Origin of the sequence: Pseudomonas sp. HMWF032 (assembly GCF_003060885.1) — a bacterium.
Classification (GTDB): domain Bacteria; phylum Pseudomonadota; class Gammaproteobacteria; order Pseudomonadales; family Pseudomonadaceae; genus Aquipseudomonas.
Map to the genome: position 1 here is coordinate 154060 of NZ_QAIG01000013.1, position 17704 is coordinate 171763.

Consider the following 17704-nt stretch of genomic DNA (forward strand, 5'->3'; position numbering starts at 1 on the left):
CAAAAATGCGCCAGAGCAATGCACAGCGACCCACTCGTGCACAGCAGCGGTTCACAGCCTGGGCCATCGGCGCCTTAAACCCTCGCCCTTATGCCCTGCAGTCCGCCACATTCAGGCTGTTGCGGCCCGCGTAATAAAACTGGCACACGGCCTGCATAGACTCTGGCAATCCCAGTTTTGGGGACCTTGGTACAGGCAGGCCGGGGATTCCCCTCTTTTATTGCTCCCTCAGGCTGACCACCAGCCGCCAACGACTACCCACTTGTTCAGCGCGCCACGCGCTGTGCAGTGGGCGAGCCGCCACCACCCGCAGAACCAGATCCCTTCGCTCGCGCTGCAAACGCCAATTGGCCTGGCGGCCATTTACTTTGAGCGTGCCTTGCAGCTCCCGGCCAAAACTCTTCAAACGCAGGTTGATCACACCCGCCACATGCTCCTCATGCGGGATTGGCTCAACGTTGAACCACAGTTCCAAACCCTGTTCCAGCACCTCTACCCGCTCAAGCCACAGAGGGTCGGGCTGAAACATACGGCCAATCATCAGGCCAATCAGGAAACCAAATACACCCAACGAAGCAATCACCCGCACCCACGGACGAGGGCGCGGGTCTGTAGAATACTGCTCGTCGTCAAGCTCGGAGCCGCGCATGTTTCACGTCATCCTTTTTCAACCGGAAATACCGCCCAATACCGGCAACATTATCAGGCTCTGCGCCAACAGCGGCTGCCACCTGCACCTGATCGAGCCACTGGGCTTCGAACTGGATGACAAACGCCTGCGCCGCGCCGGCCTGGATTACCACGAATATGCCACCCTGCAGCGTCATGCCGACCTTGCCAGCTGCCTGACCAGCATCGGCCAGCCTCGCGTGTTTGCCTTTACTACCAAAGGCTCACAGGCGTTTCACGAGGTCAGCTATCAGCCTGGTGACGCGTTTCTCTTCGGCCCGGAAAGCCGCGGCCTGCCACAAGAGATTCGCGACAGCCTGCCCACCGAACAACGCCTGCGCTTGCCCATGCGCGAGGGCTGCCGCAGCCTGAACCTGTCCAATACCGTTGCCGTGGCGGTCTATGAAGCCTGGCGCCAGCAGGGTTTTGCCGACGCCCAGTAGCACCGATCTTGCTGTACAGCGCCCATTAAAAAACGCCCCGTGGGGCGTTTTTTGTTACAGCCACACACCTTAGTGCGCGGTAGCCGCCTCGCCAGCCTGCTGCATACGCTGCAGCTCCTGAGCATACAGGGCATCGAAGTTCACCGGCGCAAGCATCAGCGCCGGGAACGAGCCACGTACCACCAGGCTGTCCAGCGTTTCGCGGGCATAGGGGAACAGGATGTTCGGGCAGAACGCACCCAGGGTGTGGCTCATGGAAGCCGCATCCAGACCTTTGATCAAGAAGATACCGGCCTGCTGCACTTCAGCGATAAAGGCCGTTTCTTCACCTGTTTTGACGGTAACGGAGATCGTCAGCACCACTTCGTGAAAGTCACCCTCGAGGGCTTTCTGGCGAGTGTTGAGGTCCATGGCAACGCTAGGCGCCCACTCCTGACGGAAGATTTCCGGGCTCTTCGGCGCTTCGAAGGACAGGTCACGTACATAGATCCGCTGCAGAGAGAATTGCGGAGTTTGTTCGTCCTGAGCGGCGCCGTTGCTTGCTTGTTCTGTCATGGCAAAGCCTTCTTCTCGTTAAAGTACTGAATAAACAGGGGGGGGGTTAAGCCTTGAGCAACGCGTCGAGTTTGCCAGCGCGCTCCAAGGCGTAGAGGTCATCGCAACCGCCGACATGGCGGTCACCGATCCATATTTGCGGCACCGAGGTGCGCCCCGCCTTGCGGGTCATTTCTGCACGCACATCCGGCTGGCCATCCACCTTGAGCTCGTTGAAAGCCACACCTTTGTGGCTCAGCAACTGCTTGGCACGGATGCAGTAGGGACACCAGTCACTGGAATAGATGACGACAGGTTGCATTTCATTTCACCAGTGGCAGGTTGTCGCCACGCCAGCTGGCAATCCCGCCGGACAGCTTGGCGGCGGTAAAGCCAGCTTTCTTCAGGTCGCGACAAACGCCACCACTGTGCTGGCCCATGGCATCGACCACGATGATGGTTTTAGCCTTGTGCTTGTCCAGTTCAACCATGCGGGCAACGAATTTTTCGAACGGAATATTCAATGCACCGACGATATGCCCGGCGGAAAAGTCCTTCTGTCCGCGAATGTCCAGCACCACGCCCTGCTCACTGTTGACCAGTGCGGTCAGCTCACGGCAACTCAGGCTCTGCCCACCTTTGCGCGCTTCGGTGAGGATCAGCAGCGCCAGCAGGGTCACGAACAATCCGCTCAGTACATAGTGGGTAGTGGCAAATTCAATCAAGTTGGCAAGCATTATGCGGTTCCGGGACGGTAAAATGTCGGCCAGTATACACAGCCACACAGGCCGGCCAAACCCCGCCTGGCGGTGACGTTTGCCGCACTTGGCCGTAAAATACCCGGCCTTGTTTCCCGCCCATCGACCCAGAGCGAGCCAGCTTTATGAGCGCCACGCCCAAACCCCTGGTACTGATCATCCTTGATGGCTTCGGCCACAGTGACAACCCAGAATCCAACGCCATCATGGCCGCCAACACCCCGGTCTATGACCACCTGCGCGCCACCCAGCCACATGGTTTGATTTCGGGCTCAGGCATGGATGTCGGCTTGCCGGACGGGCAAATGGGCAACTCCGAAGTCGGCCACATGAACCTCGGCGCCGGCCGCGTGGTGTACCAGGACTTCACGCGGGTGACCAAAGCCATTCGCGATGGCGAGTTTTTCACCAACCCGACCATCACCACTGCAGTCGATAACGCCGTCAGCGCCGGCAAGGCCGTGCATATCCTTGGCCTGCTCTCCGACGGCGGCGTGCACAGCCACCAGGATCACCTGGTGGCCATGGCCGAACTGGCCGCCCAGCGCGGCGCGGAAAAAATCTACCTGCACGCCTTCCTTGACGGCCGCGACACCCCACCCAAAAGCGCCCAACCGTCCATCGAGCTGCTCGACGCCACCTTCGCCAAGCTCGGCAAGGGCCGCATTGCCAGCCTCAGCGGCCGTTATTTCGCCATGGACCGCGACAACCGCTGGGAACGCGTAGAGCAAGCCTATGCACTGCTGGTCGACGGCCACGGTCAGTTCACCGCAGCCACCGCCGTGGAAGGTCTGGAAGCTGCCTATGCACGGGGTGAGAGTGACGAGTTCGTCAAAGCCACCACCATCGGCGAGCCCGTGCGCATGGACGATGGCGACGCCGTGGTGTTCATGAACTTCCGCGCCGACCGCGCCCGCGAACTGACCCGCGCCTTTGTTGAGCCGGGCTTCAAGGAATTCGAGCGCAAACGCGTGCCGCAACTGGCCGGCTTCATTATGCTGACCCAGTACGCCGCGAGCATCCCGACGCCCAGCGCCTACAAGCCGGAAGCCCTGACCAACGTGCTTGGCGAGTACCTGGCGAACAACGGCAAGACCCAGCTGCGCATCGCCGAGACCGAGAAATACGCCCACGTCACCTTTTTCTTCTCCGGCGGCCGTGAAGAGCCCTTTGCTGGCGAAGAACGCATCCTGATCCCGTCACCGAACGTCGCCACCTATGACCTGCAGCCGCAGATGAGCGCCCCGGAAGTTACCGACCGAATCGTCGACGCCATCGAAAACCAGCGTTATGACGTGATCATCGTCAACTACGCAAACGGCGACATGGTTGGCCATACCGGCGTGTTCTCCGCGGCCGTGGCGGCCGTGGAATGCCTGGACAGCTGCGTCGGGCGCATCGTCGCGGCGCTGGACAAAGTCGGCGGCGAAGCACTGATCACCGCCGACCACGGTAACGTCGAGCAAATGGCCGACGAAAGCACTGGCCAGGCGCACACCGCGCACACCTGCGAACCAGTCCCCTTCATCTATGTCGGTAAGCGCTCGGCAACAATCCGCCCAGGCGGCGTACTGGCCGACGTAGCCCCAACCCTGCTGACCCTGATGGGCCTGCCGGTGCCGGCGGAAATGACCGGCACCAGCATCGTCGAGCTGAACTGAGCCGCTGCCCGCAAGCCAGGTGCAATGCCTGGCCTGCGGGCCGTCGCTACGCGACGTTAAAAATGGCTCCCAGCCATTTTTTAGGCATACTAGGCACGATCTTAATTCAGGTGCTGCCCGCCCCATGTTTCGTGCCCTCGCCCTTATCTTTCTGACCCTCCTGCTGACGCCTGCGATCGCCGACGAAAAGAGCGACGCGCAGAAGCAGCTGGACGCCGCGCGCGCCGATGTCGCCGAGCTGAAACAACTGCTGGAGAAGCTGCAACAGGAGAAATCCGGTGTACAGCAAGCGCTGAAAAAGACCGAGAGCGATATGGGTCAGCTGGAGAAGCAGGTCAAGGGCTTGCAGCAGGACCTGAAAAAGAGCGAAGACGAGATTCAGCGACTCGATGGTGAGAAAAAAAAACTCGAGGGCGCGCGCCTTGAACAGCAACGCCTGATCGGCATCCAGGCCCGTGCCGCCTACCAGAGCGGCCGCCAGGAGTACGTCAAGCTGCTGCTCAATCAGCAGAATCCGGAAAAGTTTTCGCGCACCCTGACCTACTACGACTACCTCAGCGAAGCGCGCATGGAGCAGCTGGCCACCTTCAACGAAACCCTGCGCCAGCTGGCCAATGTTGAAATGGACATCGCCAACCAGCAAAACCAGCTACTGGAGCAGAAAAGCGCGCTGGATGGCCGCCGCGAGCAACTCGCCAGCGTGCGCAAGGAGCGTCAGCTGGCCCTGGCCAAGCTGAACACGGAATTCTCCGCCCGCGACCAAAAGCTCAAGGCCCGTGAGCAAGAGCAGGCCAAGCTGGCCCGCGTACTGAAAACCATCGAAGAAACCCTCGCCCGCCAGGCCCGTGAAGCAGAGGTCGCCCGTCAGCAAGCGCTGCTGGCCGAACGCGAACAGGCACGCAGTGGCAACAAAGCCCCAAGCAGCGGGCCATTGGTCAGTGCCGGAGCCAGCTTTGGCGGCCCATTTGCCAAAGCCCGCGGCCAGTTGCCCTGGCCTGTCAACGGTCGCCTGGTGGCACGCTACGGCACCCCACGTGGCGGTGATGCCCGCACCACGTGGGATGGCGTATTGATCGGTGCATCAGCCGGCAGCCAGGTACATGCCGTACACGGCGGTCGCGTGGTGTTTGCCGACTGGTTGCGCGGTGCCGGGCTTCTGGTCATTCTCGATCATGGCAACGGCTACCTGAGCCTCTATGGACATAACCAGAGCCTGCTCAAGGATGCCGGCGATGTGGTCAAGGCTGGCGAAGCCATCGCCACTGTAGGCACCAGTGGCGGCCAGGACACCCCCGCGCTGTATTTTGCAATTCGCCAGCAGGGCCGCCCGATCGACCCCGCTCAATGGTGCCGCGCACAAGGATAAGTGCTGCTATTACCGATTCAGGACTGGAGTAAGTTCGACATGCCGCATCTGTTCCGCCTCACCGCTCTAGCACTGGCCGTTACCCTGCTGGGCAGCACGGCCGCCCTGGCCGCGCCGGCTGAAGCCCCCGCCACGGTCAGCGACAGCGCACCGCTGCCGTTAGACGATCTGCGCACCTTTGCCGAGGTGATGGATCGCATCAAATCCGCCTACGTCGAGCCGGTGAGCGACAAGACCCTGCTGGAAAACGCGATCAAAGGCATGCTCAGCAACCTTGATCCGCATTCGGCCTACCTGGAACCAGAAGCCTTCCGCGACCTTCAGGAAAGCACCAGTGGTGAATTCGGCGGGCTGGGCCTTGAGCTTGGCACCGAGGACGGTTTTCTCAAGGTGGTCTCGCCGATTGATGACACCCCAGCCTCTGTTGCGGGCATCCAGCCAGGTGACCTGATCGTGAAGATCGACGGCCAACCGACCAAGGGCATGTCGCTGATGGAAGCCGTCGAGAAAATGCGCGGTAAAGCCGGCAGCGACATCGAACTGACCCTGGTGCGCGAAGGCGGCAAACCCTTCGACATCGAGCTGACCCGCGCCGTGATCAAGGTCAAAAGCGTGAAGAGTCAGTTGCTCGACGATGGCTACGGCTACATCCGCATTACTCAGTTCCAGGTCAACAGCGGCGAAGAAGTCGGCAAGGCGCTTGCGAAACTGCGCAAGGACAACAGCAAGAAGCTACGCGGTATCGTTCTCGACCTGCGTAATAACCCCGGCGGCGTGCTGCAGGCGGCGGTGGAAGTCACCGACCACTTCCTCAAGAAGGGGCTGATCGTCTACACCGAAGGGCGCATCGCCAACTCCGAGCTGCGCTTCAATGCCGATCCGGCCGATGCCAGCGAAGGCGTACCGCTGGTGGTGCTGATCAATGGCGGCAGTGCCTCGGCCTCGGAAATCGTCGCAGGCGCCCTGCAGGACCATAAACGTGGCGTGCTGATGGGCACCGACAGCTTCGGCAAAGGCTCGGTGCAGACCGTACTGCCGCTGAACAATGATCGCGCCCTGAAACTCACCACCGCGCTGTATTTCACCCCCAACGGCCGCTCGATCCAGGCCCAGGGCATCGTGCCGGACATCGAAGTGGCGCGTGCCAAGCTGACCCGTGAGCAAGGCGACGAATCCATCAAGGAAGCCGACCTGCAAGGCCACCTGGGCAATGGCAACGGTGGCGCTGACAAGCCAAGTAAAAGCAAGACCAACGCCCCGATACGCCCACAGGATGATGACTACCAGCTGAGCCAGGCACTCAACCTGCTCAAAGGCCTGAGCGTCACCCGCGGCGACTGATCGCCCGCCTGCAGGAGCGAGCCAGCCCCGCGAAACTGCAGCCAACAAAAAGCCCGACCTTGAGCACTCAGCGTCGGGCTTGTTAATAACGCCTGAAACTACAGGTAGTTATTGGTCATCTCGTCGATAAAGCCTTCGGCACGCAGCTCATCCAGCGCTTTCTGCAGACGCTGCACCACCTCATCGGGCGTGTCCTTATTCAGCGCCAGGTACAGCTCAGCCTCGTTGAAACGCAGCGCGGTATTCAAACCACTGACGCCTTCCTGCTTGGCCAGGTAGCGCCCCACCGGATCGGTGGTGGCCCACAGGTCGATCTTGCCGCTGAGCAGCTTCTTGATGTTTTCCTGATCACGCAGGGCGTTGGTCGGGGTCAGACCCTGGCTTTCCAGGTGCTGACTGACGGCATCATTCTTGTAGGCGCCGATCTGATACTGCGCGGCATCCTTGAGGCTGTTGATGCTGATGTTATTACCCGGTGCAGCCAATAGTACCCAGCCCGTCTTGGCCAGCGGCCCCACCCACTTGAACAGTGGCTGACGCTCAGGCGTAAAGGTGGTGGAGAACAGGCCGTAGCTGGGCTTGTCCAGAGTCAGGCGATAGAGGCGATCCCAGGGAAAACGCAAAGTCAGGGTGTAGTTGATGCCGGCACGCTTGAACATCTCGCGGACGATTTCGGTACTGATGCCATCGATACCGTCGTCACGGGCGTAGTTCTTGTCATCCACGGACATATTGAATGGCGGGAAGTTCTCGGTCAGCAACACCACTTTGTAATCGGCTGGAAGCTCTGCACGGGCTGCGCAGGCACTCAGGACAAGCCCGAACAACAGGCTGGCTTTCAGGGTTTTCAACATAGGTCATTCCGCTCGCATGAATTGTGATTATGGCTAGCGGCATCCCTGCTCGGGCGACTGCCCGGCGACGTATGGTACGTGGCGTCAACCATCCATGGTTGCAGGCCGGTTGGTGGCCAGCCCGCTATTTTTCGTATTACAGGTAGTTGTTCAGAATATCGTCGACAAGACCTTCGCTGCGCATCTTGTCCAGCTCGGCTTGCAGCTTCTGTACAACCTCGTCCGGCACTTCTTTGTTCAGCGCCAGATATAACTCTGCGCTATCGAAACGCAGAATGGTTTTCAGCCCAGAAACACCTTCCTGCTTGGCCAGGTAGCGGCCGGCAGGATCACCAGTAGCCCACAGGTCGATCTGACCGGCCATCAGCTTCTTGGCGTTTTCCGTATCGCGCAGGACGGTAATCGGCTCCAGGCCTTTCTCCACCAGATGCTCGGCTATCGCATCGCCCTTGTAGGCACCGACCTTGTATTGCTTGGCGTCTTCCAGGCTGCTCAGGGTAATGCTGCTATCGGCCTTGCCGAGCAGTACCCAGTCATCCGGACCAATCGGACCGACCCACTTGAACAGCGCCTCACGCTCCGGCAGACGCGCAGTAACAAACACGCCATAGCCTGGCTTTTCCAGCGCCAACTTATAGATGCGATCCCAGGGGAAACGCAGGGTCATGTTGTATTGAATGCCGGCCCGCTTGAACATCTCACGGATGATATCGACGGCAATACCGTCGATATTGTCTTCTTGGGCGAAGTTCTTGCCGTTGATCGCCATGTTGTACGGCGGGAAGTTCTCAGTCAGCAGGACCATGCGGTAGCTCGGGTCGATTTCGGCCCGAGCACTGCCCGCGAGCACCACAACTGTGCCGGCAAGGGCGACTAGTAATTGTTTGACCATGATGTCTCACATCGATAGTTGGGCTGAGCATGCAAGCATACCCAGCACGCCCGACTAAGCCCAGCCCAGGTTTTGCACAGGCACGGACGCAAAAAGCTTACCGATAAGCGTCTTTGATCGTATCCAGCTCACCTTGAGCGCGCATATCGTCCAGGGCTTTCTGCAACTTTTGCACCACTTCATCGGGCGTCTCTTTATTCAGCGCCAGATAGAGCTCGGCACTATTAAAGCGATGCACCACCTTTAGCACGCCCAGTGAAGACTGCTTGGCCTGATAGCGCCCACCCGCTTCATTAGTAGCCCACAGGTCGATCAACCCCTTCTCCAGCTTGCTGAGGTTTTCCTTGTCCTGCAGGCTGGTTTGTACGGTCACGCCGCGGTCGATCAGGAACTGTGAAATCGCGTCATCGCGATAACCGCCGATCCGATAGTCACCTGCCTGCTCCAGGCTGTTCAACGCAATGGTGCTGTCGGCCTTGGCCAGCAACACCCAATTGCTCACAACAATCGGCCCAACCCACTTGAACAGCGATTCACGGTCCGCCGTGCGAGCAGTGGAGAACACCCCGTAGCCCTTGCTCTCAAGCGCCTGCTTGTACTGTCGCTCCCAGGGGAAGCGCAGGATCACCTGACATTCAAGCTGCGCCTTGCTGCACAGCCCACGCACCGTATCGCTGCTGATGCCTTGCACATCAGCGTCCTTAGCAAAATTGCCACCACCGGCCGCCATGCTGAACGGCGGCAGGTTTTCGGTAAGCAGAACCAGAGGCTCCGCACGCACCAGGCTGACGGCAGACAACAGCAAAAGCGCGGTGAACAGCCGAATAGCGGACATAAGCACTCCGTGTATGAACAAGGCTATTTGAGGAAAGAGTAACGGCCGAAAGGCATGCCGACAGCAACGGCCCCAGGCGCGGACAGACTGATTTTAGCGGGCGGATCAACATTTTGCTGTCGACTCGCCCGCAGCAGCAGCCAGCAGAATGGCTGGCCAGCCAGGAATGCAACTTGCCCGCGCCTCAGCCAGTCAACCTGAACGCGGGCAACTGACACTCAAGGACAACCGCGCCAGGACGGCCTCTAGCGCACCACGATCCCGCGACTGGCCATGTAGGCCTTGGCTTCCGGCACAGTGTATTCGCCGAAATGGAAGATGCTCGCCGCCAGTACGGCTGCGGCCTTGCCTTCGATGATGCCGTCAGCCAGGTGCTGCAGGTTGCCGACGCCGCCGGAGGCGATCACCGGAATGCCGACCATTTCGCTGATGGCGCGGGTCACGCCCAGGTCATAGCCGCTTTTCACGCCGTCCTGATCCATGCTGGTCAGGAGGATTTCACCGGCACCGAGGTCTTCCATCTTCTTCGCCCAGAGCACCGCATCCAGACCGGTGGGCTTGCGCCCGCCGTGGGTGAAGATTTCCCAGCGCGGGGTTTCACCCGGCTTGGAGACTTTCTTCGCGTCGATGGCCACGACGATGCACTGCGAACCAAAGCGCGAAGCCGCTTCGCCGACGAACTCCGGGGTGAACACCGCGGCAGTGTTGATCGACACTTTGTCCGCTCCGGCGTTCAGCAGGTTGCGAATGTCCTGCACGGTGCGCACGCCGCCGCCCACGGTCAGCGGGATAAACACCTGGCTGGCCATGCGCTCGACGGTGTGCAACGTGGTGTCGCGGCCGTCGACGCTGGCCGTGATGTCGAGAAAGGTAATCTCGTCAGCACCCTGCTCGTCATAACGACGGGCGATTTCCACCGGGTCGCCGGCGTCGCGGATGTTCTCGAACTGCACGCCCTTGACCACGCGGCCATTGTCCACGTCGAGGCAGGGGATGATGCGTTTAGCCAAAGCCATAACTATGTTCTCGTTGGATGGGGCGGGCGGCGTTCCGCTGAGCGCAGCGATACCCATCGTCGCGCCAACGGATGACTCCAACGGTGGGTTACGCCGCTACGCGACTAACCCACCCTACGTTCAGATCAGCCTTTGAAGGCGTCGCAGAAGGTCTGCGCTTCGGCCACATCCAGGGTGCCTTCATAGATGGCACGCCCAGTGATGGCACCGATGATGCCGGGCGAACGTGCCAGCAGCAGCTTCTCGATATCACCCAGGTTATGGATGCCGCCGGAGGCGATCACCGGAATACGGCTGGCCGCCGCCAGTGCAGCAGTGGCTTCGACGTTGCAACCCTGCATCATGCCGTCTTTGGCGATGTCGGTATAAACGATGGCCGAGACGCCGTCGGCTTCGAAGCGCTTGGCCAAATCAGTGGCCTGTACGGTTGACACTTCTGCCCAGCCGTCGGTGGCAACGAAGCCATCTTTGGCGTCCAGACCGACGATCACCTTACCAGGGAAAGCCTTGCAGGCGTCGGTGACGAACTGCGGATCTTTTACCGCCTTGGTGCCGATGATCACGTAGCTGACGCCGGCGCGCACGTAGTGCTCGATGGTTTCCAGGGTACGGATGCCACCGCCGATCTGGATCGGCAGAGTCGGGTAGCGCTTGGCGATGGCCGTGACCACTTCGCCGTTGACCGGCTGGCCTTCGAAGGCGCCATTGAGGTCAACCAGGTGCAGACGACGACAGCCGCCTTCGACCCACTTGGCGGCCATGCTCACCGGGTCATCGGAAAACACCGTGGAGTCTTCCATGCGGCCCTGGCGCAGACGCACGCAGGCGCCGTCCTTCAGATCGATAGCGGGGATAATCAGCATCGGATGAACCTGCTCAAGTCGTGTGAATTCGGTGGGTCAGCTCTTTCCGAGTGCCCAGAGGTCGCTTTCGATGCTCTCGAACCGTTCTTTCAGGTGAGTCTGCACATCGAAAATCGCCCGATTGTAGTAGTGCGGTGCAATCTCGCGGGCAAACAGTTCGAGCACCTCGGCGACCTCGAAACTGCCCAGTTCCAGCTCGAAGCGCTCGGCCATGAAACGCTTGAGCACCCGACAGGCTTCACGCTCCTGCTCGGCACTCAACGTCATGATCGGCGGTTTCGCCTTGCCCCGGCTCATTTACCAGCGGCCATCCCAAGCAGCAAAGTTCTGCAGCAGCTGCAGGCCATGGGTGTGGCTCTTTTCCGGGTGGAACTGCACGGCAAAGCGCGAACCTTCGGCCAGTGCTGCGGCGAAATCCTTGCCGTAATGACCGCGACCAACCACCTGTTTAGGGTTGCCGGCCTCGATGTAATAGCTGTGCACGAAGTAGAAGCGCGCCAGGTCCGGAATGTTGTGCCACAGCGGGTGTTTGACCGCCTGCATCACCTCATTCCAGCCCATGTGCGGCACCTTGAGCGGCTCGCCGTCTTCGACCATGTCCTTGCCGAAGAAACGCACCTTGCCGGGGAACAGGCCGATGCAATCGACACCATCGTTCTCTTCGCTGTGCTCCAACAGCGCCTGCATGCCTACACAGATACCAAGAAACGGCCGGTCTGCACTGACTTCGCGCACCAGCGCGTCAAAACCCAGGCATTTGATCTCGGCCATGCAATCACGAATCGCGCCCACGCCGGGGAACACCACGCGATCGGCCTCGCGAATCACCTGCGCATCGCTGGTGACCAGTACCTTGCCAGCACCCACATGCTCAAGCGCCTTGGCCACCGAATGCAGGTTGCCCATGCCGTAGTCGATTACTGCAACCGTCTGCACTTACAAGCACCCTTTGGTCGACGGCATTTGCCCGGCCATGCGCTCATCCAGCGTCACCGCCATGCGCAGCGCGCGGCCGAAGGCTTTGAACACGGTTTCAATCTGGTGGTGGGTATTGGTGCCACGCAGGTTGTCGATGTGCAGCGAAACCAGCGCGTGGTTGACAAACCCCTGGAAGAACTCCTGGAACAAGTCCACATCAAAACCACCGACCACGGCGCGGGTAAACGGCACGTGCATCTGCAGGCCCGGACGGCCGGAGAAGTCGATCACCACGCGCGACAGCGCTTCATCCAGCGGCACATAGGAATGACCGTAACGGGTCATGCCCTTTTTGTCGCCGATAGCCTGAGTGAAGGCCTGGCCAAGGGTGATGCCGACGTCTTCAACGGTATGATGGTCGTCGATATGCAGGTCGCCCTTGCACTGGATATCCAAGTCGATCAGGCCGTGACGGGCGATCTGATCGAGCATGTGTTCAAGAAACGGCACGCCAATATCAAACTTGGCCTTGCCAGTCCCATCCAGGTTGATCGAGACCTTGATCTGGGTCTCCAGGGTATTGCGCTCGACGGATGCCGTACGTTCGGCCATCACCAGCTCCAGAAATTGCCCACGGAAAAAGGCTGGCATTATAGGCGGGCATCCACCCAGGCGGCTACCAGCGGCGATCAGAGGCGCCGCTATCGAACGCATAACCCCACGTCAGAGAACGAACGGAACGCATATGGACAGTATCGACACCCTGATTATTGGCGCAGGCGCGGTCGGCCTGGCCTGCGCTGCACGCTTGAGTACGCCGGGGCAGAGCTGCCTGATCGTCGAGGCGGAAAGCCTGATCGGCAGCCATACCTCCAGCCGCAACTCAGAAGTTATCCATGCAGGGATCTACTACGCCCCCGACTCACTCAAGGCCGAACTGTGCCTGGAAGGCCGCGAACGCCTGTATGCCTGGTGCAACAGCCACCAGGTGGCGCACCGCCGGCTGGGCAAACTGCTGGTGGCCGTGGAAGGCGCAGAAATCGCCAAACTCGAACAACTGCAGCGCAATGCCCAAGCCTGCGGCGTGCACGACCTGCAGACCATCGAGCAGCCGCAGCTAAATGCCCTGGAACCCGCCGTGCGCGGCGTTGCCGCCCTGCTCTCGCCCAGCACCGGGATTATCGACAGCCACGCCTACCTGCAATCGCTACTGGCTGCTGCCGAGCATCGCGGCGCGCAGTTGATTCTGCACACCCGCGTCGAACAGCTCGAAGCAGATGGCGATGGTTGGCTAGCCCACGGCCAGAGCAACGGTGAGCCATTCCAGCTCAAAGCCCAGCGGGTGATCAATGCCGGCGGCCTGTTCGCCCAGCAACTGGCCAAGCAAACCCAAGGGCTGCAGAACCTACCGCCGCTGCACCTGTGCCAGGGCCGCTACTTCAGCTACAGCGGCCGCTCACCCTTCCAGCACCTGATTTACCCAATGCCGGAAGCCAACACCGCCGGACTTGGCATCCACGCCACCCTGGACCTTGGCGGCCAGCTGCGTTTCGGCCCGGATACCCGCTACCTCACGCACATCGATTATCAGGTCGAGGAAAGCCTGCGCGCGCCATTCGCCGACGCCATCCGCCGCTACTTCCCAGCCCTCGACAGCGCGCGCCTGGTGCCGGGCTACAGCGGTATTCGACCGAAACTCGCAGGCCCCGGGGAACCGGCCGCCGACTTCATTATCCAAACGCCCAATGATCACGGCCTGTCAGGCCTGGTCAACCTGTTCGGTATCGAGTCCCCCGGCCTCACCGCCAGCCTGGCGATTGCCGAGCGTGTGGCTCAGGCCCTGTAAAAGCCGCTTGCAAAATCACCCGGCAAACCGGACTGTCAGCGGCCCAGATAAAAGTGCCGGCGCTATACTCGCCGGCTTGAATGGCTGCTTTTCACCCTCTTGCTTCGAAACAAGGATTCGCACATGAAAGCGCTCGGCAAAATTCTCGGCCTGTTTTTTCTCGGGCTCTTGCTGATCATCGTGGCGCTGGGCTTTGCCCTCACCCACTTGTTCGATCCCAACGATTACAAAGATGAAATCCGCCAGCTGGCCCGCGACAAGGCCAACCTGGAGCTGACCCTCAAGGGCGATATCGGCTGGAGCCTGTTCCCCTGGCTCGGCCTGGAGCTGACCGACGCCACCCTCGCCAGCCCCAACACCCCGGACAAGCCGTTCGCCGACCTGCGCCTCCTCGGCCTGTCGGTACGCGTGCTGCCGCTGCTGCGCAAGGAAGTGCAGATGAGCGACATCCGTATCGACGGCCTCAACCTCAACCTGCAGCGCGACGAGAAAGGCCGCAGCAACTGGGACGATGTCGGCAAGCCAGCCAGCGCCACGAATGCAACAGCCGACGCACCAGCAGCGAGCACCGACAGCACGCAGGCCGACAGCCCAGCCGCTGAGCCTAGCGAAAGCAGCCAGCCACTGAAGCTGGATATCGACAGCCTGATCGTCAACAGCGCACGCATCGACTACCACGATGCGCAAAAAGGCCAGCAATTCAGCGCCGAAAGCATCCAACTGACCACCGGAGCGATTCGCGAAGGTGCAAGCATCCCGGTCAAACTCAGCGCCTTCTTCGGCCTCAACAAACCGGTGCTGCGCGCGCGCAGCGAACTGCAAGGCGAACTGCGCTTCGACCGCGCCTTGAAACGCTACCAACTGGAAGACGCCAAACTCTCCGGCGAAGTCTCCGGCGAACCCTTCGATGGCCAGACCCTGACCTACTCCGCGCAAGGCCAACTGCTGGTCGACCTGGCCGCCCAGGTCGCCGAATGGAACGGCCTGAAACTCTCCGGCAACCAGCTGCGCGCCTTGGGCGAGTTGAAAGTCCGCGACCTCGACAAGCAGCCAAAACTCAGCGGCGGCCTGTCCATCGCTCCACTCAACCTGCGTGAATTCCTCGCCACCATCGGCCAGAAACTGCCGCCGATGAACGATGACAAGACCCTCAGCCAGTTCGAATTGGTCACCCGCCTCAGCGGCACCGACAACAGCCTGACCCTTGAAGACCTCAAGCTGACCCTGGATGACAGCCACTTCAGTGGCCAGCTGGCAATTGCCGATTTCACCAAGCAGGCACTGCGCGTGCAGCTCAAGGGCAACCAGCTGAACCTCGATCGCTACCTGCCCGCGCCCTCCAAGGACGCCAAGGATGCCGGTTCCGCCCGCAAGGCCGAGGTCAAGGCCAGCGTCGCCAATGCCGGACAGAGCGGCAGCACACCACTGCCTGACGCACCGACCCAGCAAGCCTGGAGCAGCAGCGAAATGCTGCCACTCGACCTGCTGCGCAAGCTCGACGTGCAACTCGACCTCGGCCTGGATCAGCTCATCGTCCAACAGCAGGTGATCAGCACCTTCAGCGCCAAGGCACAAAGCAAAGGTGGCCTGCTGACCCTGCAGGATGTGCGCGGCACTATCGGCAACGGCAGTTTCAACGCCCAAGCCAGCATCGATGCACGCCCAGCCATCCCGCTGCTCAGCGTACGCAAAAGTGTCAGCGGCATTCCGCTTGAGCCATTTCTGAAAAAGTCCGACCAGCCTTCGCCGGTCAAAGGCCTGCTGGATCTCAACGCCAACCTGACCACCAGCGGCAATAGCCAGCGCGCCTGGGTTGAAGGACTGACAGGTGATGCACGGTTCCAGCTGAATGACGGCGTGCTGGTCGACGCCAACCTCGAACAGCAACTGTGTCGCGGCATCGCCACGCTCAACCGCAAATCCCTGAGCAGCGACCCGCGCGGCAGGGACACGCCCTTCAAAACCCTGCAAGGCAGCCTGAGCCTACACAATGGCGTCGCCCACAACCCGGACCTCAAGGCCGCCATTCCAGGCCTGGCAGTCAGCGGCAATGGCGACCTGGACCTGCGCATCCTCGGCCTTGACTACCGCATCGGTATCACCGTCATTGGCGATCAGCGCGAAATGCCTGACCCGGCCTGCCAGGTCAACGAACGCTATGTCGGCATCGAATGGCCGGTGCGCTGCCGCGGCCCACTGGAAATGGGTGGCAAGGCCTGCCGCCTGGATCAGGACGGCCTGGGCAAAGTCGCCGCCAAGCTGGCCGGCAACAAGCTCAGCGAGAAGATCGAAGAAAAACTCGGCGACAAAGTCAGCCCCGAACTGAAAGACGCACTCAAGGGCCTGTTCAACCGATGAGCCCCGCGCAATTTTCCGCCGCAGTTCTGAACTGGTACGACAGCCACGGGCGCAAGGACCTGCCCTGGCAACAGGGCATCACACCCTACCGCGTGTGGGTCTCAGAGATCATGCTGCAGCAGACTCAGGTCAGCACCGTACTCGGCTATTTCGACCGCTTTATGGCCGCATTGCCGACGGTTAATGACCTGGCCGCAGCCCCGGAAGACGAAGTGCTACACCTGTGGACGGGCCTCGGTTACTACACCCGCGCGCGCAATCTGCAAAAAACCGCGCAGATCGTTATGCGCGAACATGCCGGCGAGTTCCCCCGCGATGTCGACCAGCTCACCGAACTTCCCGGCATCGGCCGCTCCACCGCTGGCGCCATCGCCAGCCTCAGCATGGGCCTGCGCGCGCCGATCCTCGACGGCAATGTCAAACGCGTACTGGCGCGCTACGTCGCGCAGGAAGGCTATCCAGGCGAGCCAAAGGTGGCCAAGCAGCTGTGGGATGTGGCCGAGCGCTATACCCCGCACGCCCGGATAAACCACTACACCCAAGCGATGATGGACCTCGGTGCCACCCTGTGTACCCGCAGCAAGCCGAGCTGCCTGCTCTGCCCGCTGAAGAGCGGCTGCCAGGCACACCTGCTGGGCCTGGAAATCCGCTACCCGATCCCCAAGCCGCGCAAGACATTGCCGCAGAAACGCACACTGATGCCGATCTTCGCCAACCACCACGGCGAGGTGCTGCTCTATCGCCGCCCATCCAGCGGCCTCTGGGGCGGCCTGTGGAGCCTGCCGGAACTGGACGAAGTAACAGCCATCGCCCCACTCGCCAGCCAGCATGGCCTGCAACTCGGCGCGCAACGCGAGCTGAGCGACCTGACCCACACCTTCAGCCACTTCCAACTGACGATCGAGCCCTGGCTGGTGCAGGTCGACGCCGCGCCAACTGCCGTGGCCGAGGCTGACTGGCTCTGGTATAACCTCGCCACTCCGCCGCGCCTGGGCCTTGCCGCCCCAGTGAAGAAGTTGCTGAAGCGCGCGGCCGATGCACTCGCAACAGCACCGAATACTGGAGAAACACCATGACCCGCACCGTACAGTGCCGCAAACACAAGCAGGAACTCCCCGGCCTGGACCGCCCGCCGTATCCGGGCGCCAAAGGTGAGGACATCTTCAACAACGTCTCCAAGCAAGCCTGGGACGAATGGCAGAAGCACCAGACCCTGCTGATCAACGAACGCCGCCTGAACATGATGAACGCCGAAGACCGCAAATTCCTCCAGGCCGAGATGGACAAATTCCTCTCCGGCGAGGAATACGCCCAGGCCGAAGGTTATGTGCCACCCAGCGAGTAACCCTG

General features: G+C 60.9%; 20 protein-coding genes. 8 read left to right on the forward strand and 12 right to left on the reverse strand.

The annotated features are described in order from the left end of the window. Positions 1–217: 217 nt before the first annotated feature. Positions 218–649: a hypothetical protein gene (locus tag DBR00_RS18385; protein WP_108489293.1), complete on the reverse strand. Its 432-nt coding sequence runs from the start codon at positions 647–649 to the stop codon at positions 218–220. On the opposite strand from DBR00_RS18385, the gene trmL reads away from it, so the two are divergent. Then, entirely contained in the window at positions 648–1112 is a 465-nt protein-coding gene (trmL, locus tag DBR00_RS18390; protein WP_108489294.1) for a tRNA (uridine(34)/cytosine(34)/5-carboxymethylaminomethyluridine(34)-2'-O)-methyltransferase TrmL, read from the forward strand. The genes DBR00_RS18385 and trmL overlap by 2 nt on opposite strands. 69 nt (positions 1113–1181) lie before the next feature. On the opposite strand, the gene secB is transcribed toward trmL, so the two are convergent. Genes secB through DBR00_RS18405 form a run of 3 tightly spaced genes read right to left on the reverse strand, consistent with a single transcriptional unit; the run spans position 1182 to position 2383 of the window. After that, entirely contained in the window at positions 1182–1667 is a 486-nt protein-coding gene (gene secB, locus DBR00_RS18395) for a protein-export chaperone SecB (protein ID WP_108489295.1), read from the reverse strand. A 46-nt stretch (positions 1668–1713) separates the two neighbouring features. Next, positions 1714–1968 (reverse strand): glutaredoxin 3, encoded by a 255-nt coding sequence (gene grxC / locus DBR00_RS18400; RefSeq protein ID WP_108489296.1) that lies wholly within the window; start codon positions 1966–1968, stop codon positions 1714–1716. Position 1969: 1 nt separating this feature from the next. After that, positions 1970–2383 (reverse strand): rhodanese-like domain-containing protein, encoded by a 414-nt coding sequence (locus tag DBR00_RS18405; protein WP_108489297.1) that lies wholly within the window; start codon positions 2381–2383, stop codon positions 1970–1972. 146 nt (positions 2384–2529) lie between these two features. On the opposite strand from DBR00_RS18405, the gene gpmI reads away from it, so the two are divergent. From gpmI to DBR00_RS18420, 3 genes are all read left to right on the forward strand, one after another. Continuing rightward, positions 2530–4065: a 2,3-bisphosphoglycerate-independent phosphoglycerate mutase gene (gene gpmI / locus DBR00_RS18410; RefSeq protein WP_108489298.1), complete on the forward strand. Its 1536-nt coding sequence runs from the start codon at positions 2530–2532 to the stop codon at positions 4063–4065. Positions 4066–4189: 124 nt separating this feature from the next. Beyond that, positions 4190–5431 (forward strand): murein hydrolase activator EnvC, encoded by a 1242-nt coding sequence (locus DBR00_RS18415; protein ID WP_108489299.1) that lies wholly within the window; start codon positions 4190–4192, stop codon positions 5429–5431. Between the two features lie 39 nt (positions 5432–5470). Then, complete coding sequence (locus DBR00_RS18420) at positions 5471–6772, forward strand: S41 family peptidase (RefSeq protein ID WP_108489346.1); 1302 nt, start codon at positions 5471–5473, stop codon at positions 6770–6772. Positions 6773–6870: 98 nt separating this feature from the next. Here DBR00_RS18420 and DBR00_RS18425 read toward each other — a convergent pair whose 3' ends face one another. From DBR00_RS18425 to hisB, 8 genes are all read right to left on the reverse strand, one after another. After that, complete coding sequence (locus DBR00_RS18425) at positions 6871–7626, reverse strand: ABC transporter substrate-binding protein (protein ID WP_108489300.1); 756 nt, start codon at positions 7624–7626, stop codon at positions 6871–6873. A gap of 136 nt (positions 7627–7762) precedes the next feature. After that, positions 7763–8518, reverse strand: a complete 756-nt coding sequence (locus tag DBR00_RS18430) for an ABC transporter substrate-binding protein (protein WP_108489301.1) — start codon at positions 8516–8518, stop codon at positions 7763–7765. A 97-nt stretch (positions 8519–8615) separates the two neighbouring features. Further along, positions 8616–9353, reverse strand: a complete 738-nt coding sequence (locus tag DBR00_RS18435; RefSeq protein WP_108489302.1) for an ABC transporter substrate-binding protein — start codon at positions 9351–9353, stop codon at positions 8616–8618. A gap of 245 nt (positions 9354–9598) precedes the next feature. Then, positions 9599–10369, reverse strand: a complete 771-nt coding sequence (gene hisF / locus DBR00_RS18440) for an imidazole glycerol phosphate synthase subunit HisF (protein ID WP_108489303.1) — start codon at positions 10367–10369, stop codon at positions 9599–9601. Positions 10370–10494: 125 nt separating this feature from the next. Continuing rightward, complete coding sequence (gene hisA / locus DBR00_RS18445) at positions 10495–11232, reverse strand: 1-(5-phosphoribosyl)-5-[(5-phosphoribosylamino)methylideneamino]imidazole-4-carboxamide isomerase (protein ID WP_108489304.1); 738 nt, start codon at positions 11230–11232, stop codon at positions 10495–10497. 36 nt (positions 11233–11268) lie between these two features. Next, positions 11269–11529, reverse strand: coding sequence for a DUF2164 domain-containing protein (locus DBR00_RS18450; RefSeq protein WP_108489305.1), 261 nt, complete (start codon positions 11527–11529; stop codon positions 11269–11271). Then, entirely contained in the window at positions 11530–12168 is a 639-nt protein-coding gene (hisH, locus tag DBR00_RS18455) for an imidazole glycerol phosphate synthase subunit HisH (protein ID WP_108489306.1), read from the reverse strand. Then, a complete protein-coding gene (hisB, locus tag DBR00_RS18460) occupies positions 12169–12762 on the reverse strand; it encodes an imidazoleglycerol-phosphate dehydratase HisB (RefSeq protein ID WP_090255169.1) in 594 nt (197 codons plus the stop codon). 133 nt (positions 12763–12895) lie between these two features. Here hisB and DBR00_RS18465 point away from each other — a divergent pair, with 133 nt between their 5' ends. The 4 genes from DBR00_RS18465 to DBR00_RS18480 all read left to right on the forward strand — a co-directional run bounded on the left by DBR00_RS18465 (position 12896) and on the right by DBR00_RS18480 (position 17699). Next, positions 12896–13996 carry an NAD(P)/FAD-dependent oxidoreductase gene (locus tag DBR00_RS18465; RefSeq protein ID WP_108489307.1) on the forward strand — a complete coding sequence of 367 codons (1101 nt, stop codon included), beginning with the start codon at positions 12896–12898 and terminating at the stop codon, positions 13994–13996. A 123-nt stretch (positions 13997–14119) separates the two neighbouring features. Then, on the forward strand, positions 14120–16354 hold the full coding sequence (locus DBR00_RS18470; protein WP_108489308.1) for an AsmA family protein: 2235 nt from the start codon (positions 14120–14122) through the stop codon (positions 16352–16354). Beyond that, positions 16351–17430 carry an A/G-specific adenine glycosylase gene (gene mutY, locus DBR00_RS18475; protein WP_108489309.1) on the forward strand — a complete coding sequence of 360 codons (1080 nt, stop codon included), beginning with the start codon at positions 16351–16353 and terminating at the stop codon, positions 17428–17430. Before DBR00_RS18470 ends, mutY begins: the two co-directional genes overlap by 4 nt. Beyond that, complete coding sequence (locus tag DBR00_RS18480) at positions 17427–17699, forward strand: oxidative damage protection protein (RefSeq protein ID WP_090379491.1); 273 nt, start codon at positions 17427–17429, stop codon at positions 17697–17699. Before mutY ends, DBR00_RS18480 begins: the two co-directional genes overlap by 4 nt. Positions 17700–17704 lie beyond the last annotated feature (5 nt).